We start from the raw sequence: 18092 nt of genomic DNA on the forward strand, positions 1-18092 counted from the left end.
TTGGGCACGCAACGAGGCAACGCTACGCCCGAATCTGAAATGATACAAGTGTTGCATTCAACAATTTCAGTGATACGGTATGCATATGGGCAATGATGAGATACCTGCGGAGCAGCGCTGGCTGCTGCTGATCCACCAACTTCCCAGCAAGCCAGCCTATTTTCGGGTGAAAATCTGGCGTCGCCTGCAAGGCATCGGTGCTGTGGCAGTGAAGAGCACGGTCTATGCACTCCCGGCGAATGCCGAGACCCAGGAGGACTTCGAGTGGCTGCTGAAGGAGATCGTTGAAGGCGGCGGCGAGGCCATGGTGTGCGAGGCCCGCCTCATTGACGGCCTTTCTGACGCCCAGGCACGCGCGCTCTTCGATGCCGCTCGCGACGAGGACTATGAGGCCATCGTCAAGGAGGCACGAGCTCTCTCAGCCCGGTTCGAGGCGGCTTCGACGCCAGAGGAAAAGGCCGAAGCTCGCACCCAGACCGCCCGGTTGCGCAAGCGGGTCGCTGACGTCGCGGTGATCGACTTCTTCGGAGCGACCGGTCGCCTCTCGGCGGAAAGCCTGATTGCCGAACTCGAGCGCAGGCTCGCGGAGGAAACCGACATGGCAAAAGAACAGCCTGATGCACCACAATCGACGACCGACCTGAAGGGACGAGTTTGGGTTACGCGCAAGGGCGTGCATGTCGACCGCATCGCTTGCAGTTGGCTGATCCGGCGCTTCATCGATCCGGACGCCATCATCCGATTTGTGCCGGGCAAGGGATATGTGCCGCGGCCGGGGGAACTGCGCTTCGACATGTTCGAGGGTGAGATCACCCATGAAGGTGATCGCTGCAGCTTCGAGGTTCTGCTGGCCCGCGCCGGCCTCGCCGACGATCGCGCGCTACAGGCGGTCGCCGAGATCGTCCACGACATCGATCTGAAGGACGCGAAATTCGCACGTGAGGAAGCAACGGGCATCGCGAGCCTGATCGCCGGCGTTTGCGCTGCCAATCCGCAGGACGAACAGCGTGTCGCCCAAGGCGTACCCGTCTTCGACAACCTCTACCAATATTTCCGCACGAAGCGCGGCTGACGGACAGGAACCCGCCATGAGCAAGATCGAATCTCTCGATACCGCGCCGATCCAGCACAACGACACACCTGCTCATGGGATTTCGTTCAACGAGGCGCTGCGCGTCTGGGCGCGAGTGGCTGCGCTGAGTTTCGGCGGTCCTGCCGGCCAGATCGCGGTGATGCATCGGATTATCGTCGAGGAAAAGCGCTGGATCGGCGAAACGCGTTTCCTGCACGCGCTGAACTACTGCACGCTGTTGCCAGGTCCGGAGGCCCAGCAACTCGCCATCTACATCGGCTGGCTCCTCCACAAGACCAAGGGCGGGCTGGTCGCGGGCATTCTGTTCGTGCTTCCGGGCGCCATCGCGATCATGGCGCTGAGCTGGATCTACGCCATCTTCGGCAATGTGGGGGCCGTTCAAGCCCTGTTCTTCGGACTGAAGGCCGCTGTCCTGGCGATCGTGCTCGAGGCCGTGCTCCGGATTGGTCGCCGCGCCCTGAAAAACAACGTGATGGTCGGCCTAGCCGCCGCGGCGTTCATTGCTCTCTTCCTGTTCGATGCCCCCTTTCCACTCGTCGTGTTAGCTGCCGGCGTCATCGGCTATCTGGGCGGCCGGGCCGGCTGGGCAGCGTTTCTCGCCGGCAATGGTCACGGCAAGGTTGGTGGCAAACAGGTCGCGGACATCGATAGTGCTCTCGGCGAGGAGGTTCCCGATCACGCCCGCCCGCCGGCCAGTTGGTCGCTCAAGGTCGCCGCGGTCGGGCTGGTGCTGTGGGGCGGGCCAATCCTCGCGCTGCTCGTCCTTCTGGGACAGGGCAATGTCTTCACCGACATCTCCATATTCTTTTCCAAGATGGCGATGGTCACGTTTGGCGGCGCCTACGCTGTCCTGTCTTATGTCGCCCAACAGGCAGTCGAGCACTATGGCTGGCTGAAGCCTGGCGAGATGCTGGACGGTCTGGGCATGGCCGAGACGACCCCCGGCCCGCTCATCATGGTCACGCAGTTCGTCGGCTTCATGGGGGCCTATCGCGCGCCAGGTTCTCTGAATCCTTTGCTGGCGGGCACGCTCGGCGGCCTTCTCACGACCTGGGTGACATTCGTCCCGTGCTTCCTGTGGATCTTCCTTGGTGCGCCGTTCATGGAGACTATGCGCAACAACAAGGCGCTCTCCGCAGCCTTGGCGGCAATCACCGCCGCCGTCGTCGGAGTGATCCTGAACCTCGCCGTGTGGTTTGCGCTGCATGTGCTGTTTGCACGCCTCGATGAAGTTCGTGGCTTCGGCATGACTGTCGATGTGCCGGTGCTGAGTTCCGTAAACATCCCATCGTTGATCCTCACCCTTGGAGCGATCATCGCGGTGTTCCGCTTCAAAGTCGGGATGCTGACCGTACTGGGAGCCTGCTCGATCCTGGGTCTTCTCTACGGACTACTCACCGGACTGGTCTGATCAGCGCGGCATCGAACTGAAGGGAGATGCGGCGCGGGAAGCTCCCGCGCCGCAATGCTGCACTTAGCTTCAGGCCATGTGCTCGCGGAACCAGTCGGCGGCATCGCCGACCGTGCGATCGACGACATCGGGCTACTCGCAATACTGACAGTGATTGGTCTCGTTCTCCCATCAAAGGAAGTGGCAGGGCGTGCGAGCATCTCTCCTCTCAGACTAGCCACCGCAGACATGTATCTCATTGTTTATTAATGAGATTTCTTGCAGATTTGTATGGCAACGGGCGGGAGGGGGCGAACCCACGGTGGGCTCGCGCCCAAGATGGCTTTCATGACCGTGGCGCTGGGAAAACGGACGGGAATGGGGCTGACGCGGCCCGTCCCGGACGGCGGTCCTACCGGGTCCGGCGGTCCGCGCAACGGCTTCGCCGTCCTCCACTGCGTTCCGGCCCTGACCACCCCGTCGCGCAGGCGCGCCGGGGCCCCGGTCGGGTGCGCGGGCCTCAGACCAGCCCCGGCTGACGGACCTCCGTGACGGCCGCGATTGGCGCGGCCTCGATGAAGGAGGTTCAGGACAATGAAAAGGAAGGAAAGCAGGCCGCGCACCGACATCTATGCGCAGATCACGGAAATGCTCGTCGCCGCACTGGAGAAGGGGGTGCGTCCCTGGGTGCAGCCCTGGAGCGCAGGCAATGTGAAGGGCCGCGTGACGCGGCCGCTGCGCCACAATGGCGAGCCCTACACCGGCATGAACGTGCTGCTGCTCTGGTCGGAAGCGATGGCGCGCGGCTTCACCTCGCCGATGTGGATGACCTTCAGGCAGGCATCCGAGATCGGCGCCCATGTCCGCAAGGGCGAAAGCGGCGCGACCGTCGTCTATGCCAGCCGGTTCAAGCGCACTGAGACCGACGCGCGCGGCGACGAGGTCGAACGGGAGATTCCCTTCCTCAAGGCCTACACCGTCTTCAATTGCGAGCAGATCGAGGAGGGCGCCGAGTCCTCCCCGGCGATCCGCCTGCGCGTGCTCAGCCTCGGCGCCGGCGTGCAGTCCACCACCCTCGCGCTGCTCGCCGCCCATGGCGAGATCGGCCCCATGCCCGACTGTGCGATCTTCGCTGATACGCGCTGGGAGCCCAAGCCGGTCTACGAGCACCTGGCCTGGCTCATGTCGCCCAACGTCCTGCCATTCCCGGTCCATATCGTGTCTGCCGGTGATATCCGGGCGAATCTCATCGCGGCGGCGGGAGGCCGCCGCTGGGAATCGATCCCCGCGTTCACGCGCCGTGTGGACCGGCAGGGGCGCGTCTCGGTCGGCATGATTCGGCGCCAATGCACCGGCGACTACAAGATCGATCCAATCCGTCGGAAGGTGCGCGCGCTCGCCGGCTTGACGCGCCGGCGGTCGCCGGCCGTGCCGGTTGTCGAGCAATGGATCGGCATCTCGACCGACGAGATCATCCGCATGAAGCCGAGCTTCGAGAGCTGGCGCCTCAACCGCTGGCCGCTCGTCGAAAGGCGCATGTCGCGACGCGACTGCCTGTCCTGGCTGACGCGGCACGGCTATCCGCGACCCCCGAAAAGTGCCTGCATCGGTTGCCCGTTCCATAGCGACGCGGCGTGGCGGCGCCTGCGAGACGGCGATCCGGCGGGCTGGGCCGATGCGGTCGCGGTCGACCGGGCGATCCGCTCAAGCCTGCGCGGCATCCGTGGCGAGGTCTTTCTCCATCGTTCGGCGATGCCGCTGGAAGACGCCGATCTCACCACGGCGACCGATCACGGCCAGCTCGATCTCTGGCCCAACGAATGCGAAGGAATGTGCGGCCTGTAACTGTGGGCTGGCACCGCGAGGGCTGCCGAAAGGCTGCTCCCGGTTCGGATACGATAGAGGGGCGGCACCGGTGCAAGGAAGCCCGGCCGCAGCGTTGTGCCAGGCCGTCTTCCTCTCAATGACGACCCATCATACCGGCAGTCGGGCCGCGTCAAGGAGGCGCGGTGCCCCCAATTTTCCCGCCGCTGCGCGACGACAAAATCGGCACTCCCGCGCGCCGGCGCTGCCGGTCGCTGCGCGATCCTTGACCCGTCCCTCCAACGCCCGGTGCGCCGCCTTCGTCATCGAGACGAAGGAGGTTCACATGACGAAGGTTCTCGACATCTACGCCGAAATCGCCGAGCTGCGCGCCGAGCTCGCGCACTGCATCCTCACCCGCAAGGAGCGCAGGGACTCGCTGCGGCGCCTCGAGGAGCTGCTCGCGGAGGCCGAGCGCCGCAGCCGCGAGGCGGAGGGAGCGTGAGCCCCCTTTTTTGTCGGCGCCGGCGCTCGCGTTTCCGCGTTTTCTGCTCGGCGATGCTTCTGGTCGGGCAGGCCCGCCCGGCGGGCGGGCGCTCTCGCCGCCGCGGTCCGCCAGCGGAAGGACCAGGCTGGGCGGTCTCGGCCTCTCCCGACCATGGCAGGTCGCCGGTCGCGGGCCGGATGGCGGAGCTTGAGCGGAGGGCGTCGCGCCGTCCTGAACTGCTCCGCTGCCGGCGCGGGGATCGCGTTCGTCATGTTGGCGACGGGATAGGGCGCTGGGCCGGCCGGCGGGGTGCGTGAGGGCTGCGGATCCGCGATCTGGGTGGGGCGAGCGGATAGCGCGTGGCCATTGTGCCGTCGGGAGCTCGGCGATCTTCGCGCATGTCGCATTCCCCCGGTGTTGCGATGGCCTCTCCCATGGCGAACCCGATTTGGCAGGTCTGGCCGAAGGACAGGCGCTGCGCGCCCTCGATCTTGTCCCCGCAACGTCCGGCGACGGCTTTTTTCCGCCGCCGGCCACCCCGGAGGGGACCCGGCCGGCTTTGCATCGCGAAGCAAAAAAGCCGTCTCCGGCCGCCCTCCACTGCGTTCCGGCCCGAAGGACCACCCCATTGCGCAAGCGCAACGGGGACCCCGTTGGGTGCGGGTCGATCGCCGTCGGCCTCACGACCGCCATCGGGTCGCGATGGGCGCGGCCCGGAACCAAGGGAATGAGACAATGGCCAACATCGGCACCTTCACCTCGAACGGCAACGGCTTCACCGGCAACATCCGCACCCTCGGCCTCAAGGCCCGGACCCGCATCGTCCGCATCCCGAACCCGTCCGACCGCGGCCCCCAGTTCCGCATCTTCGACGCCGAGAACGTCGAGCTCGGCGCGGCCTGGCAGCGGACCGCCGAGGAGACCGGCCGCGACTACCTCTCGGTCAAGCTCGACGATCCGTCCTTCCGCGAACCCCTCTATGCCACCCTGGTTGAGGTCGACGGCGAGGAAGGCCTGCAGCTGATCTGGTCCCGGCCGCGGCGGGATTGATCGCAGCGACGCGAGGGCTCCGCCGCTAGGCGGGGCCTTCGTCCTTTCCGGACGCGAGGAGACCCCAATGACGCGATCCTACTCATCACAGCGCCGACACCGGCATCCCGACGACATCGTGCTCTGGCCTGACGGCTCCTGGGCGACGCTCGAGGAGGTCCGCAACGGCGACTATGACTGGAAGTCGGACGACTATGAGATCATCGACCACATGGACGACGCCCGGCTGAAGGCGGCCGGAGTCCTCGACGAGACCATGTGACGCCCCCCGGCCGGCAGCGGTTCGCTTGCCGGCCATTTTCATGTCTCTATTCAAATAGCGTCGCGATAGCCGCGCCGTCTCTTGCTGCGCTCGAGGCGGCTCAGCGCGTCGCCGGCCTCGTCGGGCCGATCGAAGGTCTGCATCATCGATTGGCCATTGGTGCCGATCCGTCCCCAGTTCCGGATGACCGAGGCGCCGCCGAACAGGGTCGGCTGGATCGCGAGCATGTAGAAGCGCCGCATGTTCTGCGTCGGATCTATACGGCGAAGATGGACGGGCAGGCTCTCCGTGTCGGTCATGGGCGGATTCTCGCCTCCTGTGGAGGCACCGTCCAATGGGTTTTCCGAATCGATCCGGGAGGATCGATTCATTGCGCTGATGGGTCAGTCGCACCAGCTGCGCCGGCCGCCGTCCCAGCGGCGGACGAGCCCTTCGGCGACCAGCCGCTCGCCGATCGAGCGGCCCGCACGCAGGACCGTGCGCAGCTTGCGGCCAAAGGGGTCTTCGTCCCGTGGTCCCGCGACCAGCGAAAACGGCCCGGCGTTGAGCATCGCCTGCAGCCTGCGTTTCGCCGCCTCGCCGAGCTCCCGCTCATATCCGCAGCGCGGCGGGGTGAGTTCCGGCGCGTCGATATCGGCGATCCGGATCTTCTGCCGGCCGAGCCAGAAGGTGTCGCCGTCGACCACGCAGTTGAAGCGTCGAGCGCTCCGGCAAATGGAGAATATAGCGGTCACCGTGTCGGCGGGAGGTCCGGAAGCCGCGCCAGGCATCGGCTCGGCGCCTCCGCGATATGCCCAATAGAACGTGGCGAGGACAATCGTGGCGACGACGGCGCGTTTGGCGAGAAGGCTCCTCATTCTGCTGGATTGCCGTTCAAGCCGGGCGTTGGATCGCGTCGGCGGCGCTGTCGTTCTGGATGGGCTGATATTTTCAATGCGGCGTTCTTTCTTTGGCCGAATCCGGTCCGGGTCCGAGGCACAGGATGACGTTGCACGTCACAAGATGCAGCCCGGGAAGAGGACTTGCGGAAAGGCGGGATAACTGGGCGAGCCGCCTGCGGCGGACTGGCTCTACTCGCGCCGCTGCGCTTCGCTCCCGGAGTCCGCTGCGCGGTCTCCGCCATGCGGTGACGATCCATCTCGCGGGACGAGGCCGCCCGGATCGACCGGGCGCCCCGTCGCGAGGGCAACCCTCGCGCACCAGGCCGGCTGGCCGCCGGATGCGGACACGGCGCCCGGCGGGCGCCGTGGCTTTCCTCTCTCTCTCTGACGTCCGATCATACACCCGCCACTCCGGCGTCAAGGACATCGCGGTTCCCCCAATTTTCCGCCGCCGCCCGGGAGGCGCCGCCGGAAAATCGGCACCCCCGCTCGCCGCCGCAGGCGGTCGCTTCGCGATCCCTGACTCCTCGCGCCTACGGTGCAGCCGCCTTTCGTCAGAACGAAAGGAGACACCCCATGTCCGACATCGACTACCTCTCGCTGTTCACGCGCCTCAACGGCTTCAGGTTCGTAGCCAGGATCAGTCGCGTCGGTTGCGACAATGATCTCGCGCGCAGCGCACACGACCGGCTGGTCGCCAAGCTCGGCGATCTGATCGAGCTGATGATACGCGCGGTGGAGGCGCAGCGGTGCGCGCGAGACGGCGCCGACCCGGCGCGCGCCGAGGAGGCCGCCGAAGACCTCTATTGGATCGAGGCGGAATTCGAACACCGCTGGATCGCGCAGCCGCAGCCGCTCCTCGATCATCTCGACATCTACCTCGCGACGCAGGAGATATTCGATCCCCGCACGAGGCGCTGGTACGCGCTCGCCGAATGCGGCCCGTCGCTGCGCGAGGTGAGTGACCGCAGCCTCTGCGGTCTGCGCCAGATCATCGACCAGATCGCCTCCGAGACCGGCGTGAGCTTCCATGCCCGCCGCATCGTCTACGGGCCTGCGGAGCTGGCGCCGAGCGGCCGGTGAGCCGCAGGCGAGAGGCGGTCGGCCGCCTCTCGCTCTCGCATGGATGCCACCTCCGACCACGTCATGCCGGAAGCTCCGGCATGGCTCCATCGCCGATGTTCCAGGTCCACGACGCGATGCCGCTCTCGGCGATCAGCTCGTCGAGCTTTTCCCGATAGTCGGCCTCGGCGCCGTCGGGCACGATATACATGCCGAGCGGTGCGGCGCCGTCCTGCCGCAGAACAACGCAGGCTATCGGGTGCGCGGCCGGCAGGTTGTAGCGCAGGCTTTTCACGAAGCTGGCGCCGCGCTTCGCCAGCGCGTCGATCAGCGCCGCCTCGTAGCGGTTCTCGAACGGCAGCCAGCGATCGGTCACGACCATGAGCGCGATCGACTCGATCGAGGCGATGCCCGCGGCATCGATGCCGAAGGTGGCGATCGCGATCAGATGCGAATCCGCCGTCGCGTTCCACAGCGCCAGCTCCGGGGCGAACACCGCGTTGATCCGCCGATGAACATCCTCGTTCAGCATGAAGGGAAAGCGCGGGAGATGCTTGATCACGACGCGGTGGCCGAAGCGCGCCGGTGCGATCTCCTTGACCTCGCCGATCAGCATGGCGAGCGAGCGGCGCTTGCCCTCGGCCTTCAACGCGCGGCTGAGGAACGTCTCGCGCCGCTGCGCGATCGCGGCGTCGCGATCGGCGTCGAATATCTCGGGAATGAACAGGACGTCCGCGAGCGACTTGCCCTTCGCGGTCTTGCCCTCGGCCGCCTCGAGCAGGAACTTGCGCAGCACCGCCCAGTTGCGTCGGCCGGTCATCGCCGGACGCCAGCGATTGAACTCGGCCTGCTCCCACAGGTAGTGCAGCAGGGCGCGCAGCGAGAGGCGCGAACCGTCCGTCTTCACCGCGCCGGCATCGATCGCCTCGCGCGACGCCGGCGCCGCCCGACCGGCCTGCTTCGACAGGCTGAAGTCGAGCTTGAGCAGGGTGACGCCGTCCTCGGCATTCTCGACGATCGCCTCGCCGTCGACGGCGCCGAGGCCGGACAGGGCATGCGGCGGCTCATAGGAATCGCAATCCGGATCGTGCCGCGGTCCGCTGCCGGGCATCCGCTTCAGCACATGGCGGCCACCGGCGCGTGCGACATACATCGGCACGCCCTCCGGCCGGCACAGGCACAGCGGATGTTCGCGCCGGGCAAACGCCTCCGCCAGCCGCTCGGCGATGTCGCCGGCACTGTCCTCGACCTCCATGTCGCCGATGCCCAGCCGTCTCAAAGCACTTCTCCCGGCGATCAGCTGATCGCTCCTGCCGCCCGCGGAATTCCCCTATCGCCGCCGATCATCGCACCGCTTCCTTCCGGTGGAATCTGTTTTCGCCGACGCAGCTTCTCATGTCGTCGCGGCGGAACCAGATGGCCCGCCCGCAGCGCAGCGGCGGATTGCCCGCCGTGAACACGATCTGCTCGTCGGCGCGCATGCGCAGGACCTCGTGCGGCAGGATCAGCGGACGGCGCGCCAGCTGCTTCGAGCGCGTGCGCGACGATCCCGACATCTGCGAGGAGCGGCTGAGCTGGTCGACCTCGACCGTGGTATCGCCGCAGCGCTTGGAGATGTAGTCGGCGGTCTCCGGATCGTTGATCGCGGCGAAGCTGATCCACGACGCCGACTCGAACCATTTCGAGGTGGCATCGCGGCCGCCATAGGCCTCACGCATCTGCCCGATCGACTGGAACAGCAGCGTCATGGTGATGCCGTATTTGCGGCCGGCGTCGCGGGCGGTCTCCAGGATGCGCAGGAAGCCGAGCCGGGCGACCTCGTCGAGCAGGAACAGGGAACGATCCTTCACCTCGCCATTGCGGTTGTAGATCGCGTTCATCAGCGCGCCGATGATGACGCGGGCCAGTCCCGGATGCGCCTCCAGCACTTTCAGATCGAGCGCGATGAAGATGTCGGTCCCGCCGTCGGCGAGCTCGTCGGTGGTGAAGCTGTGGCCGGAGATCAGGGCCGCGTAGTTCGGATAGGACAGCCAGTGCGTTTCCTTCACCGCATTGGCGTAGACCCCGGAGAAGGTCTCCGGCGTCATGTTGACGAACACCGCGACATTCTCCTTCACGAAGTCCGATCCCGACTGTTCGTAGATCCTCGTCAGCCGCTCCCGCAGCTTCGGCTCAGGCTCGGAGAGATTGGCGCGCACCTGCCGGAGCGTCTGGTCCTTCTGTTCCGTATGACCCGACAGGCAGACGTCCGCGATCAGCGCGGTGAGAAGCTGCATCGCGGAGGCGCGAAAGAAGTCGTCGCGGGCGGAGGCCTGGCGGGCCGTGTCGGTCATCACCCAGGTCGCGACCGCGACGATGTCCTCTTCCTTCGTGCCGCCGAAACGCCCGATCCAGTCGAGCGCGTTGAAGCCGGTGGCGGCATCGGCCGGGTCGAGCACCACCACCTTGCGGCCCGCCTTGCGCCGATGGCCGCTCACCATCGGCGCAACCTCCGATGAGGGGTCGAGCACCACGAGGCCGCCGCCCCATTTCAAGGCCGAGGGAATCGTCACCGACGTGGTCTTGAAGCCGCCGGAGCCGGCGAAGACGATGCCGTGCGAGGAGCCGAACGAGCCGTCGAAGCAGAGCAGCGGTGAGCGTCCGCCGCTGCCCCAGGTCTCGCGGCTGTCGGCACGGAACGCGATGCCGGCGACGGAATCGCGATCGACCCGGTAGCGCTCGCCGATGACGATGCCGCCGGCATCGCCGAACAGCTTGCCGGCCGCTTCCATCCGCATCCAGTCGGTCTCGCCATGGATCGCACGTCGGCCCTTGATGCGGCGCGGCGTCGCTGCTGCTAAGGCGGCATTTCCCTTGATGGCGACGCGTAGCGCGAACATCGCGCTAACCAGCGCGATCGCCGCGCCGATCATCGTTCCCGGATCGGCATAGGCAAGCACGGATTGCCCCGCCGGCACGCGGTCCGCCAGAGCGGCGAGGCGCGCGCCCTCGCGGATGACGGCGATACCGATGACGGCCGCGCTTCCGGCTACGACGCCCCATCCGACCGCCCGGATCGCGATCGCGCCGGCCGCGGCGAAGAGCAGGATCAATCCGACCCCGCCAGTTAGCGCATAGGGTAGCGCGAGCCCGGCACGGCCGAGCATCAGCCGCGCCGCCTCGGTTTTACCGAAGCCCGCCAGCCAGTGCTCGGCGCCGGTCGTCGTGATCGCCACGGTGATCATGATCGCCGCCTGCAGGCCCGCGAGAAGCACCCTATTCATGATCGTGCCCGAAGGCTTCCGCGCCGATGGCGCTGAGCCGCGTTCGCTCGGCCTCGTCCTCGCTGGCGCGGCGATGCCCGTCGATCAGCAAGCCGAGAAGCAGTGCGCGCTTCTCGTAGCGCAGCCCCGCCTTCACGATCAGCCCGCCGAGCTCGATCTTCTCGCGCGTGTCCTTCTTGCGGGCGTCCGATGAGCTCGACCTGTGCATGCGCTCAAGCCTCGCGATCGCCGCCCTGAGGCGCGCCAGCCGCGAGCGTCGTGGACGCCCCGCCATTTGGCTGCCGGCCTGCGCCGCCCTTTCTCCCGGTCGATGCGCCACTGTCGCCACGAAACCGTTTCGCCACCACCTCGAAGGCCGAGAGCAGCGCCGTCTCCTCGATCTCGATCTCGCCGAGACCGGCCTTCAGCGCGATCCGACCGATGCGTTCGGCCTCGCGCGTCTCGGCCTGCCGCAGCTGGTCCTGCAGCCTGGCGATTTCCTCTCTGATCTGTCGCGACGGCTTCTTCATTCCGGTTGACCTTCCGCTGTCCGGTTTCTGCTGGATCGAGGCCCAGCTTTCCCCGGATGAGCGCCAGCGGCGACTAGTAAAAAAGCTAGTCGGCGAAGCCGACGCCGTTTGAGATCATCCCGGCCGTTCCGAAGGAGCGGCATCCAAGGGCGCAGTAATACGTCGCTGGTGCGACGTGCTGCGCCGGCCCTGGCGGGGCCGGCCTCTCCCGACGAACACGCCGTTCGAGACCTCGAGGGGAGACGCCGTCACCGTGGCGATCACGCATTTCACGCCCCAGCTCATCGGCCGCGGCAATGGCCGCAGCGCCTTGCTGTCGGCCGCGTATCGCCATTGCGCGCGGATGGAATACGAGGCCGAGGCCCGCACGGTCGACTATTCCAACAAGCGCAATCTCGCCCATGAGGAATTCCTGCTGCCGGCCGACGCGCCGGAATGGGCGCGGGCGCTGATCGCCGACCGCTCGGTCGCCGGCGCCGTGGAGGCGTTCTGGAACAGGGTCGAAGCGTTCGAGAGGCGCGAGGATGCGCAGTTCGCCCGGGAATTCATCATCGCGCTGCCCGTGGAGCTGTCCAAGGAGCAGAACATCGCGCTGATGCGGCAGTTCGTCCTCGAGCAGGTGCTGGCGCGCGGGCAGGTCGCCGACTGGGTCTATCACGACGAGCCGGGCAATCCGCACGTCCACCTGATGACGACGCTGCGCCCGCTGACCGAGGACGGCTTCGGACCGAAACGCATCCCCGTCATCGGCGAGGATGGCGAGGTCCTGCGCAACCAGGCCGGCAAGATCGTCTATCGACTCTGGTCGGGCGAGAAGACCGAGTTCCTGGAGCAGCGCAATGGCTGGCTCGATCTGCAGAACCAGCATCTGGCGCTCGCCGGCCTGGAGATCCGAGTCGACGGGCGGTCCTATGCCGAGCGCGGCATCGACCTGGTGCCGACGACGCATATCGGCGTCGGCGCCAAGGCGATCCAGCGCAAGTCGTCGCGCGAGGGCGAGGCGGTCGATCTCGAACGGCTGAAGCTGTTCGAGGCGCAGCGCAGCGAAAACAGGCGGCGCATTCTGCTGCGGCCTGAGATCGTGCTCGACCTGCTGTCGTCGGAGAAGAGCGTCTTCGAGCAGCGCGATATCGCCAAGGTGCTGCATCGCTATGTCGACGATGCAGGCACCTTCCAGCAGCTGATGGCGCGTATCCTCCAGAGCCCGGAGCTCCTGCGCATCGAGCGCGAGAGCGTCGACTTCGCGACCGGGGAGAGAATGCCGGCGCGCTATACGACGCGCGAGCTCATCCGTGTCGAGGCCGGCATGGCGCGTCAGGCGATCTGGCTTTCCGGGCGAAGCTCACATGGCGTTCGCGAGCGCTTGCTGGAGCAGGTGTTTGCCCGCCATGAGCGACTCTCCGAAGAGCAGCGCACGGCGATCGAGCATGTGACGAAGCCGGGCGGGATCGCCGCCGTCGTCGGCCGCGCCGGCGCCGGCAAGACCACCATGATGAAGGCGGCGCGCGAGGCTTGGGAACTTGCCGGCTGCCGTGTCGTCGGCGCCGCACTCGCGGGCAAGGCGGCCGAGGGTCTGGAGAAGGAAGCCGGCATCCAGAGCCGCACGTTGGCGTCCTGGGAGCTGCGCTGGAAGCAGGGCAGGGACACGCTCGATTCCGGCACCGTCCTCGTGCTCGACGAAGCCGGCATGGTCGCCTCCAAGCAGATGGCGCGCTTCGTCGAAGCGGCGGTGAAGGCCGGCGCCAAGCTGGTGCTCGTCGGCGATCCCGACCAGCTTCAGCCGATCGAGGCGGGGGCGGCGTTCCGCGCCATCGTCGAGCGCATCGGCTATGCCGAACTCGAGACGATCTATCGGCAGCGCGAGCAATGGATGCGCGCCGCCTCGATGGACCTGGCGCGCGGCCGGATCGCCGAGGCGCTCTCCGCCTATCAGCAGCAGGGCAGGGTGCTCGGCTCGGTTCTGAAGGCCGAAGCCGTCGCCAGTCTGATCGCGGACTGGAACCGGGACTATGATCCCGCCAGGAGCTCGCTGATCCTCGCGCATCTGCGCCGCGACGTGCGGATGCTGAACACGATGGCGCGCGATAAGCTCGTCGAACGCGGCCTCGTTGGTGAGGGTCACGCGTTCCGCACCGAGGACGGCGCCCGCAAGTTCGATGCGGGGGACCAGATCGTCTTCCTGAAGAACGACAGCGCCCTCGGCGTGAAGAACGGCATGATCGGCAAGGTGGTCGAGGCCGCACCGAACCGCATCGTCGCGACGATCGGCGAGGGGGATCAGCGGCGTCAGGTCACGGTAGATCAGCACCTCTATCGCAATGTCGATCACGGCTACGCCACCACGATCCACAAGGCCCAGGGCGCCACCGTCGACCGCGTGAAGGTGCTCGCCTCGCTCTCGCTCGACCGCCACCTGACCTATGTCGCGCTGACCCGGCACCGCGAGGACATGGCGCTCTACTACGGGCGCCGCTCCTTCGGCTTCCATGGCGGGCTCGCCAAGGTCCTGTCGCGACGCAACGCCAAGGAGACCACGCTCGACTACGAGCGAGGCACGCTCTACCGGCAGGCGCTCCGCTTCGCCGAGAACCGCGGCCTGCACATCGTCAAGGTCGCCCGCACGCTGCTGCGCGACCGGCTCGACTGGTCGGTCCGGCAGAAACAGAAGCTGGCCGATCTCACGCAGCGCCTGCGCGGCATCGGCGCGCGCCTCGGCCTCATCGATCCCCGTCAGACACGCAGCTCAAAGGAGGCCGCAGCGATGGTCGCCGGCGTCACCCTGTTCACCAAATCGATCCAGGACGCGGTCGAGGAGAAGCTGCGCGCCGATCCTGCCGTCACCAGGCAGTGGGACGAGGTCTCGACCCGCTTCCGCTATGTCTTCGCCGATCCGGAGACGGCGTTCCGCGCCATGAATTTCGACGCGGTCCTGTCGGATCCCGCTGCGGCGAAGACGGCGCTCGACCGGCTGGTTTCGGAGCCGCAGGCGCTCGGCCCCCTCAAGGGCAGGACCGGGCTTCTGGCCGGCAAAGCCGATCGCGAGGACCGCCGCGTCGCCGAGCTCAATGTCCCGGCGCTGAAGCGGGACATCGAAAGCTATCTCAACCTGCGCGAGGCCGCCGTGCAGAAGCTCCAGGTCGACGAGCAGGCGATGCGCCATCGCGTCTCGATCGACATCCCGGCCTTGTCGCCGGCGGCGCATCGCGTGCTGGAGAGGGTGCGCGACGCCATCGACCGTAACGACCTGCCGGCCGCGCTCGGCTATGCGATTTCCAACCGCGAGGTGAAGGGCGAGATCGACGGATTCAACAAGGCGATCGCGGAGCGGTTCGGCGAGCGCACGCTGCTCACCAACGCCGCCCGCGAACCCGCCGGCAAGATCTTCGACAAGGCGGCCGACGGGCTCGCTCCGGGCGAGCGGCAGAAGCTCGCCGAGGCCTGGCCGACCATGCGGACCGCGCAGCAGCTCGCCGCCCAAGAGCGCACCGCCGCGACGCTGAAGCAGGCCGAAACCCTGCGCCAGAGCCAGCGGCAGACGCCGGTGATGAAGCAGTGAGGCGGCGCGCCATCCTCATAGTGCCGGCCGCGGTCGCGTCTCTGATCATGCTCGCCGGCACCGCGTGGTTCGCCGGCTTGCGCCTCAATCTCACGCGCAGCTATCCGCTCGGCCTGTGGCGGATCGAGCCGCTCGACGGACCGCCCGCCATGGGTGATCTCGTCTTCATCTGCCCGCCCGACAGCACCGCCTTCCGCCTGGCACGCGAGCGCGGCTATCTCGGCCGCGGCCTCTGCCCAGGCTGGTTCAGCCCGATGATCAAGACGGTTGTGGCGACGGAAGGGCAGGCGATCGCGATCGGCGCCGGCGTCGAGATCGACGGACGGCGGCTTCCTCATTCCGATGTTCGGCCGACCGACGCCGCGGGCAGGGCGCTCACGGCCTTTTCGGGTGGGCCGGTTTCGCCCGGTTCCCTCTTCCTCCACTCCGATTTCGCGGGCTCCTATGACTCACGGTATTTCGGGCCGATCCCGGCCAGCGGTGTGCTCGGCCGCGCGCACCCGCTCCTCACCTTCGAGCCGTGACATGGCGCGGGATCTGGTGCTGATCCTGATCGCCGCGCTGGTCGGCGTCATCGGCTGGAGCGGCGAGCCGCTGGCGCTGCCGCTCGCGATGCTGTTCCCGGCGCTATGGGCCTTCGCGCGCAGCCGCTTCGTCGCAGCGCTGGTCGCGATGGCGTATTTTCTCGCGGCGTCGAGAGGCCTGCCGCAAGGCGTCGCCAACTTCTACGCCTCCGACATGTGGCCGGGCGTGTTTCTCTGGCTGGTCGCGTCGTTTGCTTTCGTCGCCGTCCACGGGTTGCTCTGGACGAGCCGGCCGGGAGGAGGCAGGGCGGCGAAGTCTGGGCTGGCGGCTGCTTTGATGGCGGTGCCGCCCTTCGGTATCGTGGGTTGGGCGCATCCGCTGACGGCGGCCGGCGTGCTGTTTCCCGGATGGGGCTGGCTAGGACTGGCGGCCGCCGTGGTCGGCCTCATGGCGATGACGACGCGAGCCTCGCCGATCGCGGCGATCGCGCTCGGCGGGTTCTGGCTGTGGTCGGTCGCGACATGGACGCCGCCGCCGCTCCCGGAAGGATTCCGGGGCGTCGACCTCGATATGGGCCAGAGCCTCGGGCGCGACAGTACGCTCGAGCGCCAGCGCGACCTGATCACTTCGGTCATGCGGGATGGAGAGCAGGTCGCCAGGATCGTGGTGCTCCCGGAAAGCGCGCTCGGGTTCTGGACGCCGAGCGTCGAGCAGCTGTGGCGTGACGCGCTCTCAAGCGGCGACATCGCGGTGATCGCTGGCGCTGCCGTCATCGATCCGCAGGGCTACGACAACGTGCTGGTCGCGATCTCGGCGGACAAGGCCAGCATCCTTTATCGCGAGCGCATGCCGGTTCCGGTCTCGATGTGGCAGCCCTGGCGCCGCCTGGTCGGGCGGGCGGGCGGCGCACGGGCGCATCTTTTCGCCAACCCGGCCGTCGAGCTCGGCGGCCAGCGCATCGCGCCGCTGATCTGTTACGAGCAGCTCGTCGTCTGGCCCATCCTGCAGTCGATGCTGCAGCGGCCGGACGCGATCGTCGCCACCGGCAATGGCTGGTGGACTGTCGGCACCTCGATCATCGACATCCAAAACGCCAGCACGATCGCCTGGGCGAGGCTGTTCGATGTGTCGCTCGTCACCGCCTTCAACCGATAACCCAGGGAGTTCTCATGGTCGACGCCGCCCTCATCCAGCAATGCGCCGATCCCGGCCTGAAGCCCGCGATCGTCGAGAAGTTCATCGTGTCGGCGGGCTCGCCGGATCCGCTGGCGGTCACCGTCCGGTCCGGCGGCCGCGTCGTGCTGATTCCCCGGCCTGGCACGGGGGAGGAGGCCATGGCGCTCGTCCGCCAGCATGTCGGCAAGGCCGTCGTGCGGGTCGGCGTCACGCAATATCCTGCAGGGGTCGGCATCACCGACGTTTCGGAGCTGAAGCCCGATCTGGTCGACGCCTGCGCCAACATCCGGATGGGCACGAAGCTCTTCGCCAAGGTCTACCGGATCGTCACCAAATGGTACGGCAACGCCGTTGACGAGGCCTTCGACGATGCGATCGAGGCCTGGAAGACCGGTAGCTTCGAGGGAAAGGCGATATTCAGCGAGCCGGATCCCGGCGACGTGAAACTCGCGGTGCCGGCTCCGGCGGAAGCAGATCGGAGCGAAGCGGGCCCAACCGAAGCCGCGGGACCGGTTCGCCCCGAACCCGTCGATCCGAACAAGGCGGGGATCCGCATCGATTTGTCCGGTATCGGCGGTAGCCGGCCAAAGTCCGATTGATGAATTGTCCCCACGAGACTGGCGGGCCAGCCTCTCCCTAGCGGCGTAGAGCACTCAGATGTCGATCGACGAGCATCCGGCCGCCGGTCGCAAATCGCTCCGAGGGTGCCGTCGTATTTGTGCTCAGCTCAGTTCCCGCGCCAGTCCGATAGGAAGCCCCTTCAGGCCCGCGCATGTAACAGAGCCGATCGCGTCCCGATATCGAATGACCTCGCCCGCGCGCTGCGCGTGCGGATCCTTTCGAGCGTCTCGTCGATGTCATCTACGGCGAACATGACGCGCAGATGGCCGAGAGCGTTGACCGGGGCCTGGCGGTGATCCGCGAACGTAGCCGGCTTAGGGAAGCGGGAGAGCTTGAGGCGGCCGTGGCTGTCCGGCGTGCTCATCAGGCAATCCCAGTCGCGCGGAGGCCGCTCGAAATAGCATTGAGATCGTT

At 67.1% G+C, this 18092-nt stretch carries 18 protein-coding genes and 1 pseudogene; 12 read left to right on the forward strand and 7 right to left on the reverse strand.

What is annotated here, in order from left to right:
* Nucleotides 1-85 precede the first annotated feature (85 nt).
* The 7 genes and pseudogenes from AAC979_RS21660 to AAC979_RS21690 all read left to right on the forward strand — a co-directional run bounded on the left by AAC979_RS21660 (nucleotide 86) and on the right by AAC979_RS21690 (nucleotide 6085).
* A complete protein-coding gene (locus AAC979_RS21660) occupies nucleotides 86-1072 on the forward strand; it encodes a chromate resistance protein ChrB domain-containing protein (protein WP_371349206.1) in 987 nt (328 codons plus the stop codon).
* Between the two features lie 16 nt (nucleotides 1073-1088).
* Nucleotides 1089-2504: a chromate efflux transporter gene (chrA, locus tag AAC979_RS21665; protein WP_371349207.1), complete on the forward strand. Its 1416-nt coding sequence runs from the start codon at nucleotides 1089-1091 to the stop codon at nucleotides 2502-2504.
* 573 nt (nucleotides 2505-3077) lie between these two features.
* Nucleotides 3078-3485 (forward strand): annotated as a pseudogene (locus AAC979_RS21670) (ArdC-like ssDNA-binding domain-containing protein); the annotation flags it as partial.
* A 108-nt stretch (nucleotides 3486-3593) separates the two neighbouring features.
* Nucleotides 3594-4328 (forward strand): hypothetical protein, encoded by a 735-nt coding sequence (locus AAC979_RS21675; protein WP_371349249.1) that lies wholly within the window; start codon nucleotides 3594-3596, stop codon nucleotides 4326-4328.
* A 304-nt stretch (nucleotides 4329-4632) separates the two neighbouring features.
* Nucleotides 4633-4791: a hypothetical protein gene (locus AAC979_RS21680; RefSeq protein WP_371349208.1), complete on the forward strand. Its 159-nt coding sequence runs from the start codon at nucleotides 4633-4635 to the stop codon at nucleotides 4789-4791.
* Nucleotides 4792-5508: 717 nt separating this feature from the next.
* Complete coding sequence (locus AAC979_RS21685) at nucleotides 5509-5823, forward strand: DUF736 domain-containing protein (RefSeq protein WP_371349209.1); 315 nt, start codon at nucleotides 5509-5511, stop codon at nucleotides 5821-5823.
* Between the two features lie 67 nt (nucleotides 5824-5890).
* The gene (locus tag AAC979_RS21690) at nucleotides 5891-6085 is read left to right on the forward strand and encodes a hypothetical protein (protein ID WP_371349210.1); all 195 of its coding nucleotides are present in this window, start codon (nucleotides 5891-5893) and stop codon (nucleotides 6083-6085) included.
* A 50-nt stretch (nucleotides 6086-6135) separates the two neighbouring features.
* Here AAC979_RS21690 and AAC979_RS21695 read toward each other — a convergent pair whose 3' ends face one another.
* Together AAC979_RS21695 and AAC979_RS21700 are read right to left on the reverse strand one after the other, a co-directional pair.
* Nucleotides 6136-6384 carry a WGR domain-containing protein gene (locus AAC979_RS21695; RefSeq protein ID WP_371349211.1) on the reverse strand — a complete coding sequence of 83 codons (249 nt, stop codon included), beginning with the start codon at nucleotides 6382-6384 and terminating at the stop codon, nucleotides 6136-6138.
* An 84-nt stretch (nucleotides 6385-6468) separates the two neighbouring features.
* Nucleotides 6469-6855, reverse strand: coding sequence for a thermonuclease family protein (locus tag AAC979_RS21700; RefSeq protein WP_371349250.1), 387 nt, complete (start codon nucleotides 6853-6855; stop codon nucleotides 6469-6471).
* 687 nt (nucleotides 6856-7542) lie between these two features.
* On the opposite strand from AAC979_RS21700, the gene AAC979_RS21705 reads away from it, so the two are divergent.
* Nucleotides 7543-8049 (forward strand): hypothetical protein, encoded by a 507-nt coding sequence (locus AAC979_RS21705; protein ID WP_371349212.1) that lies wholly within the window; start codon nucleotides 7543-7545, stop codon nucleotides 8047-8049.
* A gap of 61 nt (nucleotides 8050-8110) precedes the next feature.
* Here the strand turns inward: AAC979_RS21705 and AAC979_RS21710 are convergent, their stop codons facing one another.
* From AAC979_RS21710 to traC, 4 genes are all read right to left on the reverse strand, one after another.
* The gene (locus AAC979_RS21710) at nucleotides 8111-9307 is read right to left on the reverse strand and encodes a DUF1173 domain-containing protein (protein ID WP_371349213.1); all 1197 of its coding nucleotides are present in this window, start codon (nucleotides 9305-9307) and stop codon (nucleotides 8111-8113) included.
* Nucleotides 9308-9371: 64 nt separating this feature from the next.
* A complete protein-coding gene (traG, locus tag AAC979_RS21715; protein ID WP_371349214.1) occupies nucleotides 9372-11291 on the reverse strand; it encodes a Ti-type conjugative transfer system protein TraG in 1920 nt (639 codons plus the stop codon).
* Entirely contained in the window at nucleotides 11284-11499 is a 216-nt protein-coding gene (gene traD / locus AAC979_RS21720; protein WP_371349215.1) for a type IV conjugative transfer system coupling protein TraD, read from the reverse strand. The genes traG and traD overlap by 8 nt, the downstream gene beginning before the upstream one ends.
* Nucleotides 11500-11503: 4 nt before the next feature.
* Entirely contained in the window at nucleotides 11504-11800 is a 297-nt protein-coding gene (traC, locus tag AAC979_RS21725; RefSeq protein ID WP_371349216.1) for a conjugal transfer protein TraC, read from the reverse strand.
* Nucleotides 11801-12053: 253 nt separating this feature from the next.
* On the opposite strand from traC, the gene traA reads away from it, so the two are divergent.
* The 4 genes from traA to AAC979_RS21745 are packed head-to-tail and all read left to right on the forward strand — an operon-like array spanning nucleotide 12054 to nucleotide 17656.
* Nucleotides 12054-15356: a Ti-type conjugative transfer relaxase TraA gene (gene traA / locus AAC979_RS21730; RefSeq protein ID WP_371349217.1), complete on the forward strand. Its 3303-nt coding sequence runs from the start codon at nucleotides 12054-12056 to the stop codon at nucleotides 15354-15356.
* 47 nt (nucleotides 15357-15403) lie between these two features.
* A complete protein-coding gene (gene traF / locus AAC979_RS21735) occupies nucleotides 15404-15880 on the forward strand; it encodes a conjugative transfer signal peptidase TraF (RefSeq protein ID WP_371349218.1) in 477 nt (158 codons plus the stop codon).
* Between the two features lies 1 nt (nucleotide 15881).
* On the forward strand, nucleotides 15882-17036 hold the full coding sequence (locus AAC979_RS21740) for a conjugal transfer protein TraB (protein WP_371349219.1): 1155 nt from the start codon (nucleotides 15882-15884) through the stop codon (nucleotides 17034-17036).
* A 14-nt stretch (nucleotides 17037-17050) separates the two neighbouring features.
* Nucleotides 17051-17656, forward strand: coding sequence for a TraH family protein (locus AAC979_RS21745; protein ID WP_371349220.1), 606 nt, complete (start codon nucleotides 17051-17053; stop codon nucleotides 17654-17656).
* Nucleotides 17657-17817: 161 nt separating this feature from the next.
* On the opposite strand, the gene AAC979_RS21750 is transcribed toward AAC979_RS21745, so the two are convergent.
* The gene (locus tag AAC979_RS21750) at nucleotides 17818-18042 is read right to left on the reverse strand and encodes a hypothetical protein (protein ID WP_371349221.1); all 225 of its coding nucleotides are present in this window, start codon (nucleotides 18040-18042) and stop codon (nucleotides 17818-17820) included.
* Nucleotides 18043-18092 lie beyond the last annotated feature (50 nt).

The sequence above is a fragment of the Ancylobacter sp. IITR112 genome, assembly GCF_041415945.1.
GTDB lineage: Bacteria > Pseudomonadota > Alphaproteobacteria > Rhizobiales > Xanthobacteraceae > Ancylobacter.

Excerpts from the sequence above, each read along its gene's own strand:
- AAC979_RS21660 (WP_371349206.1), top strand. The coding sequence starts at position 86 with ATGGGCAATGATGAGATACCTGCGGAGCAGCGCTGGCTGCTGCTGATC.
- chrA (WP_371349207.1), top strand. The coding sequence starts at position 1,089 with ATGAGCAAGATCGAATCTCTCGATACCGCGCCGATCCAGCACAACGAC.
- AAC979_RS21675 (WP_371349249.1), top strand. The coding sequence starts at position 3,594 with ATGCCCGACTGTGCGATCTTCGCTGATACGCGCTGGGAGCCCAAGCCG.
- AAC979_RS21680 (WP_371349208.1), top strand. The coding sequence starts at position 4,633 with ATGACGAAGGTTCTCGACATCTACGCCGAAATCGCCGAGCTGCGCGCC.
- AAC979_RS21685 (WP_371349209.1), top strand. The coding sequence starts at position 5,509 with ATGGCCAACATCGGCACCTTCACCTCGAACGGCAACGGCTTCACCGGC.
- AAC979_RS21690 (WP_371349210.1), top strand. The coding sequence starts at position 5,891 with ATGACGCGATCCTACTCATCACAGCGCCGACACCGGCATCCCGACGAC.
- AAC979_RS21695 (WP_371349211.1), bottom strand. The coding sequence starts at position 6,384 with ATGACCGACACGGAGAGCCTGCCCGTCCATCTTCGCCGTATAGATCCG.
- AAC979_RS21700 (WP_371349250.1), bottom strand. The coding sequence starts at position 6,855 with ATGCCTGGCGCGGCTTCCGGACCTCCCGCCGACACGGTGACCGCTATA.
- AAC979_RS21705 (WP_371349212.1), top strand. The coding sequence starts at position 7,543 with ATGTCCGACATCGACTACCTCTCGCTGTTCACGCGCCTCAACGGCTTC.
- traG (WP_371349214.1), bottom strand. The coding sequence starts at position 11,291 with ATGAATAGGGTGCTTCTCGCGGGCCTGCAGGCGGCGATCATGATCACC.
- traD (WP_371349215.1), bottom strand. The coding sequence starts at position 11,499 with ATGCACAGGTCGAGCTCATCGGACGCCCGCAAGAAGGACACGCGCGAG.
- traC (WP_371349216.1), bottom strand. The coding sequence starts at position 11,800 with ATGAAGAAGCCGTCGCGACAGATCAGAGAGGAAATCGCCAGGCTGCAG.
- traF (WP_371349218.1), top strand. The coding sequence starts at position 15,404 with ATGCTCGCCGGCACCGCGTGGTTCGCCGGCTTGCGCCTCAATCTCACG.
- AAC979_RS21740 (WP_371349219.1), top strand. The coding sequence starts at position 15,882 with ATGGCGCGGGATCTGGTGCTGATCCTGATCGCCGCGCTGGTCGGCGTC.
- AAC979_RS21745 (WP_371349220.1), top strand. The coding sequence starts at position 17,051 with ATGGTCGACGCCGCCCTCATCCAGCAATGCGCCGATCCCGGCCTGAAG.
- AAC979_RS21750 (WP_371349221.1), bottom strand. The coding sequence starts at position 18,042 with ATGAGCACGCCGGACAGCCACGGCCGCCTCAAGCTCTCCCGCTTCCCT.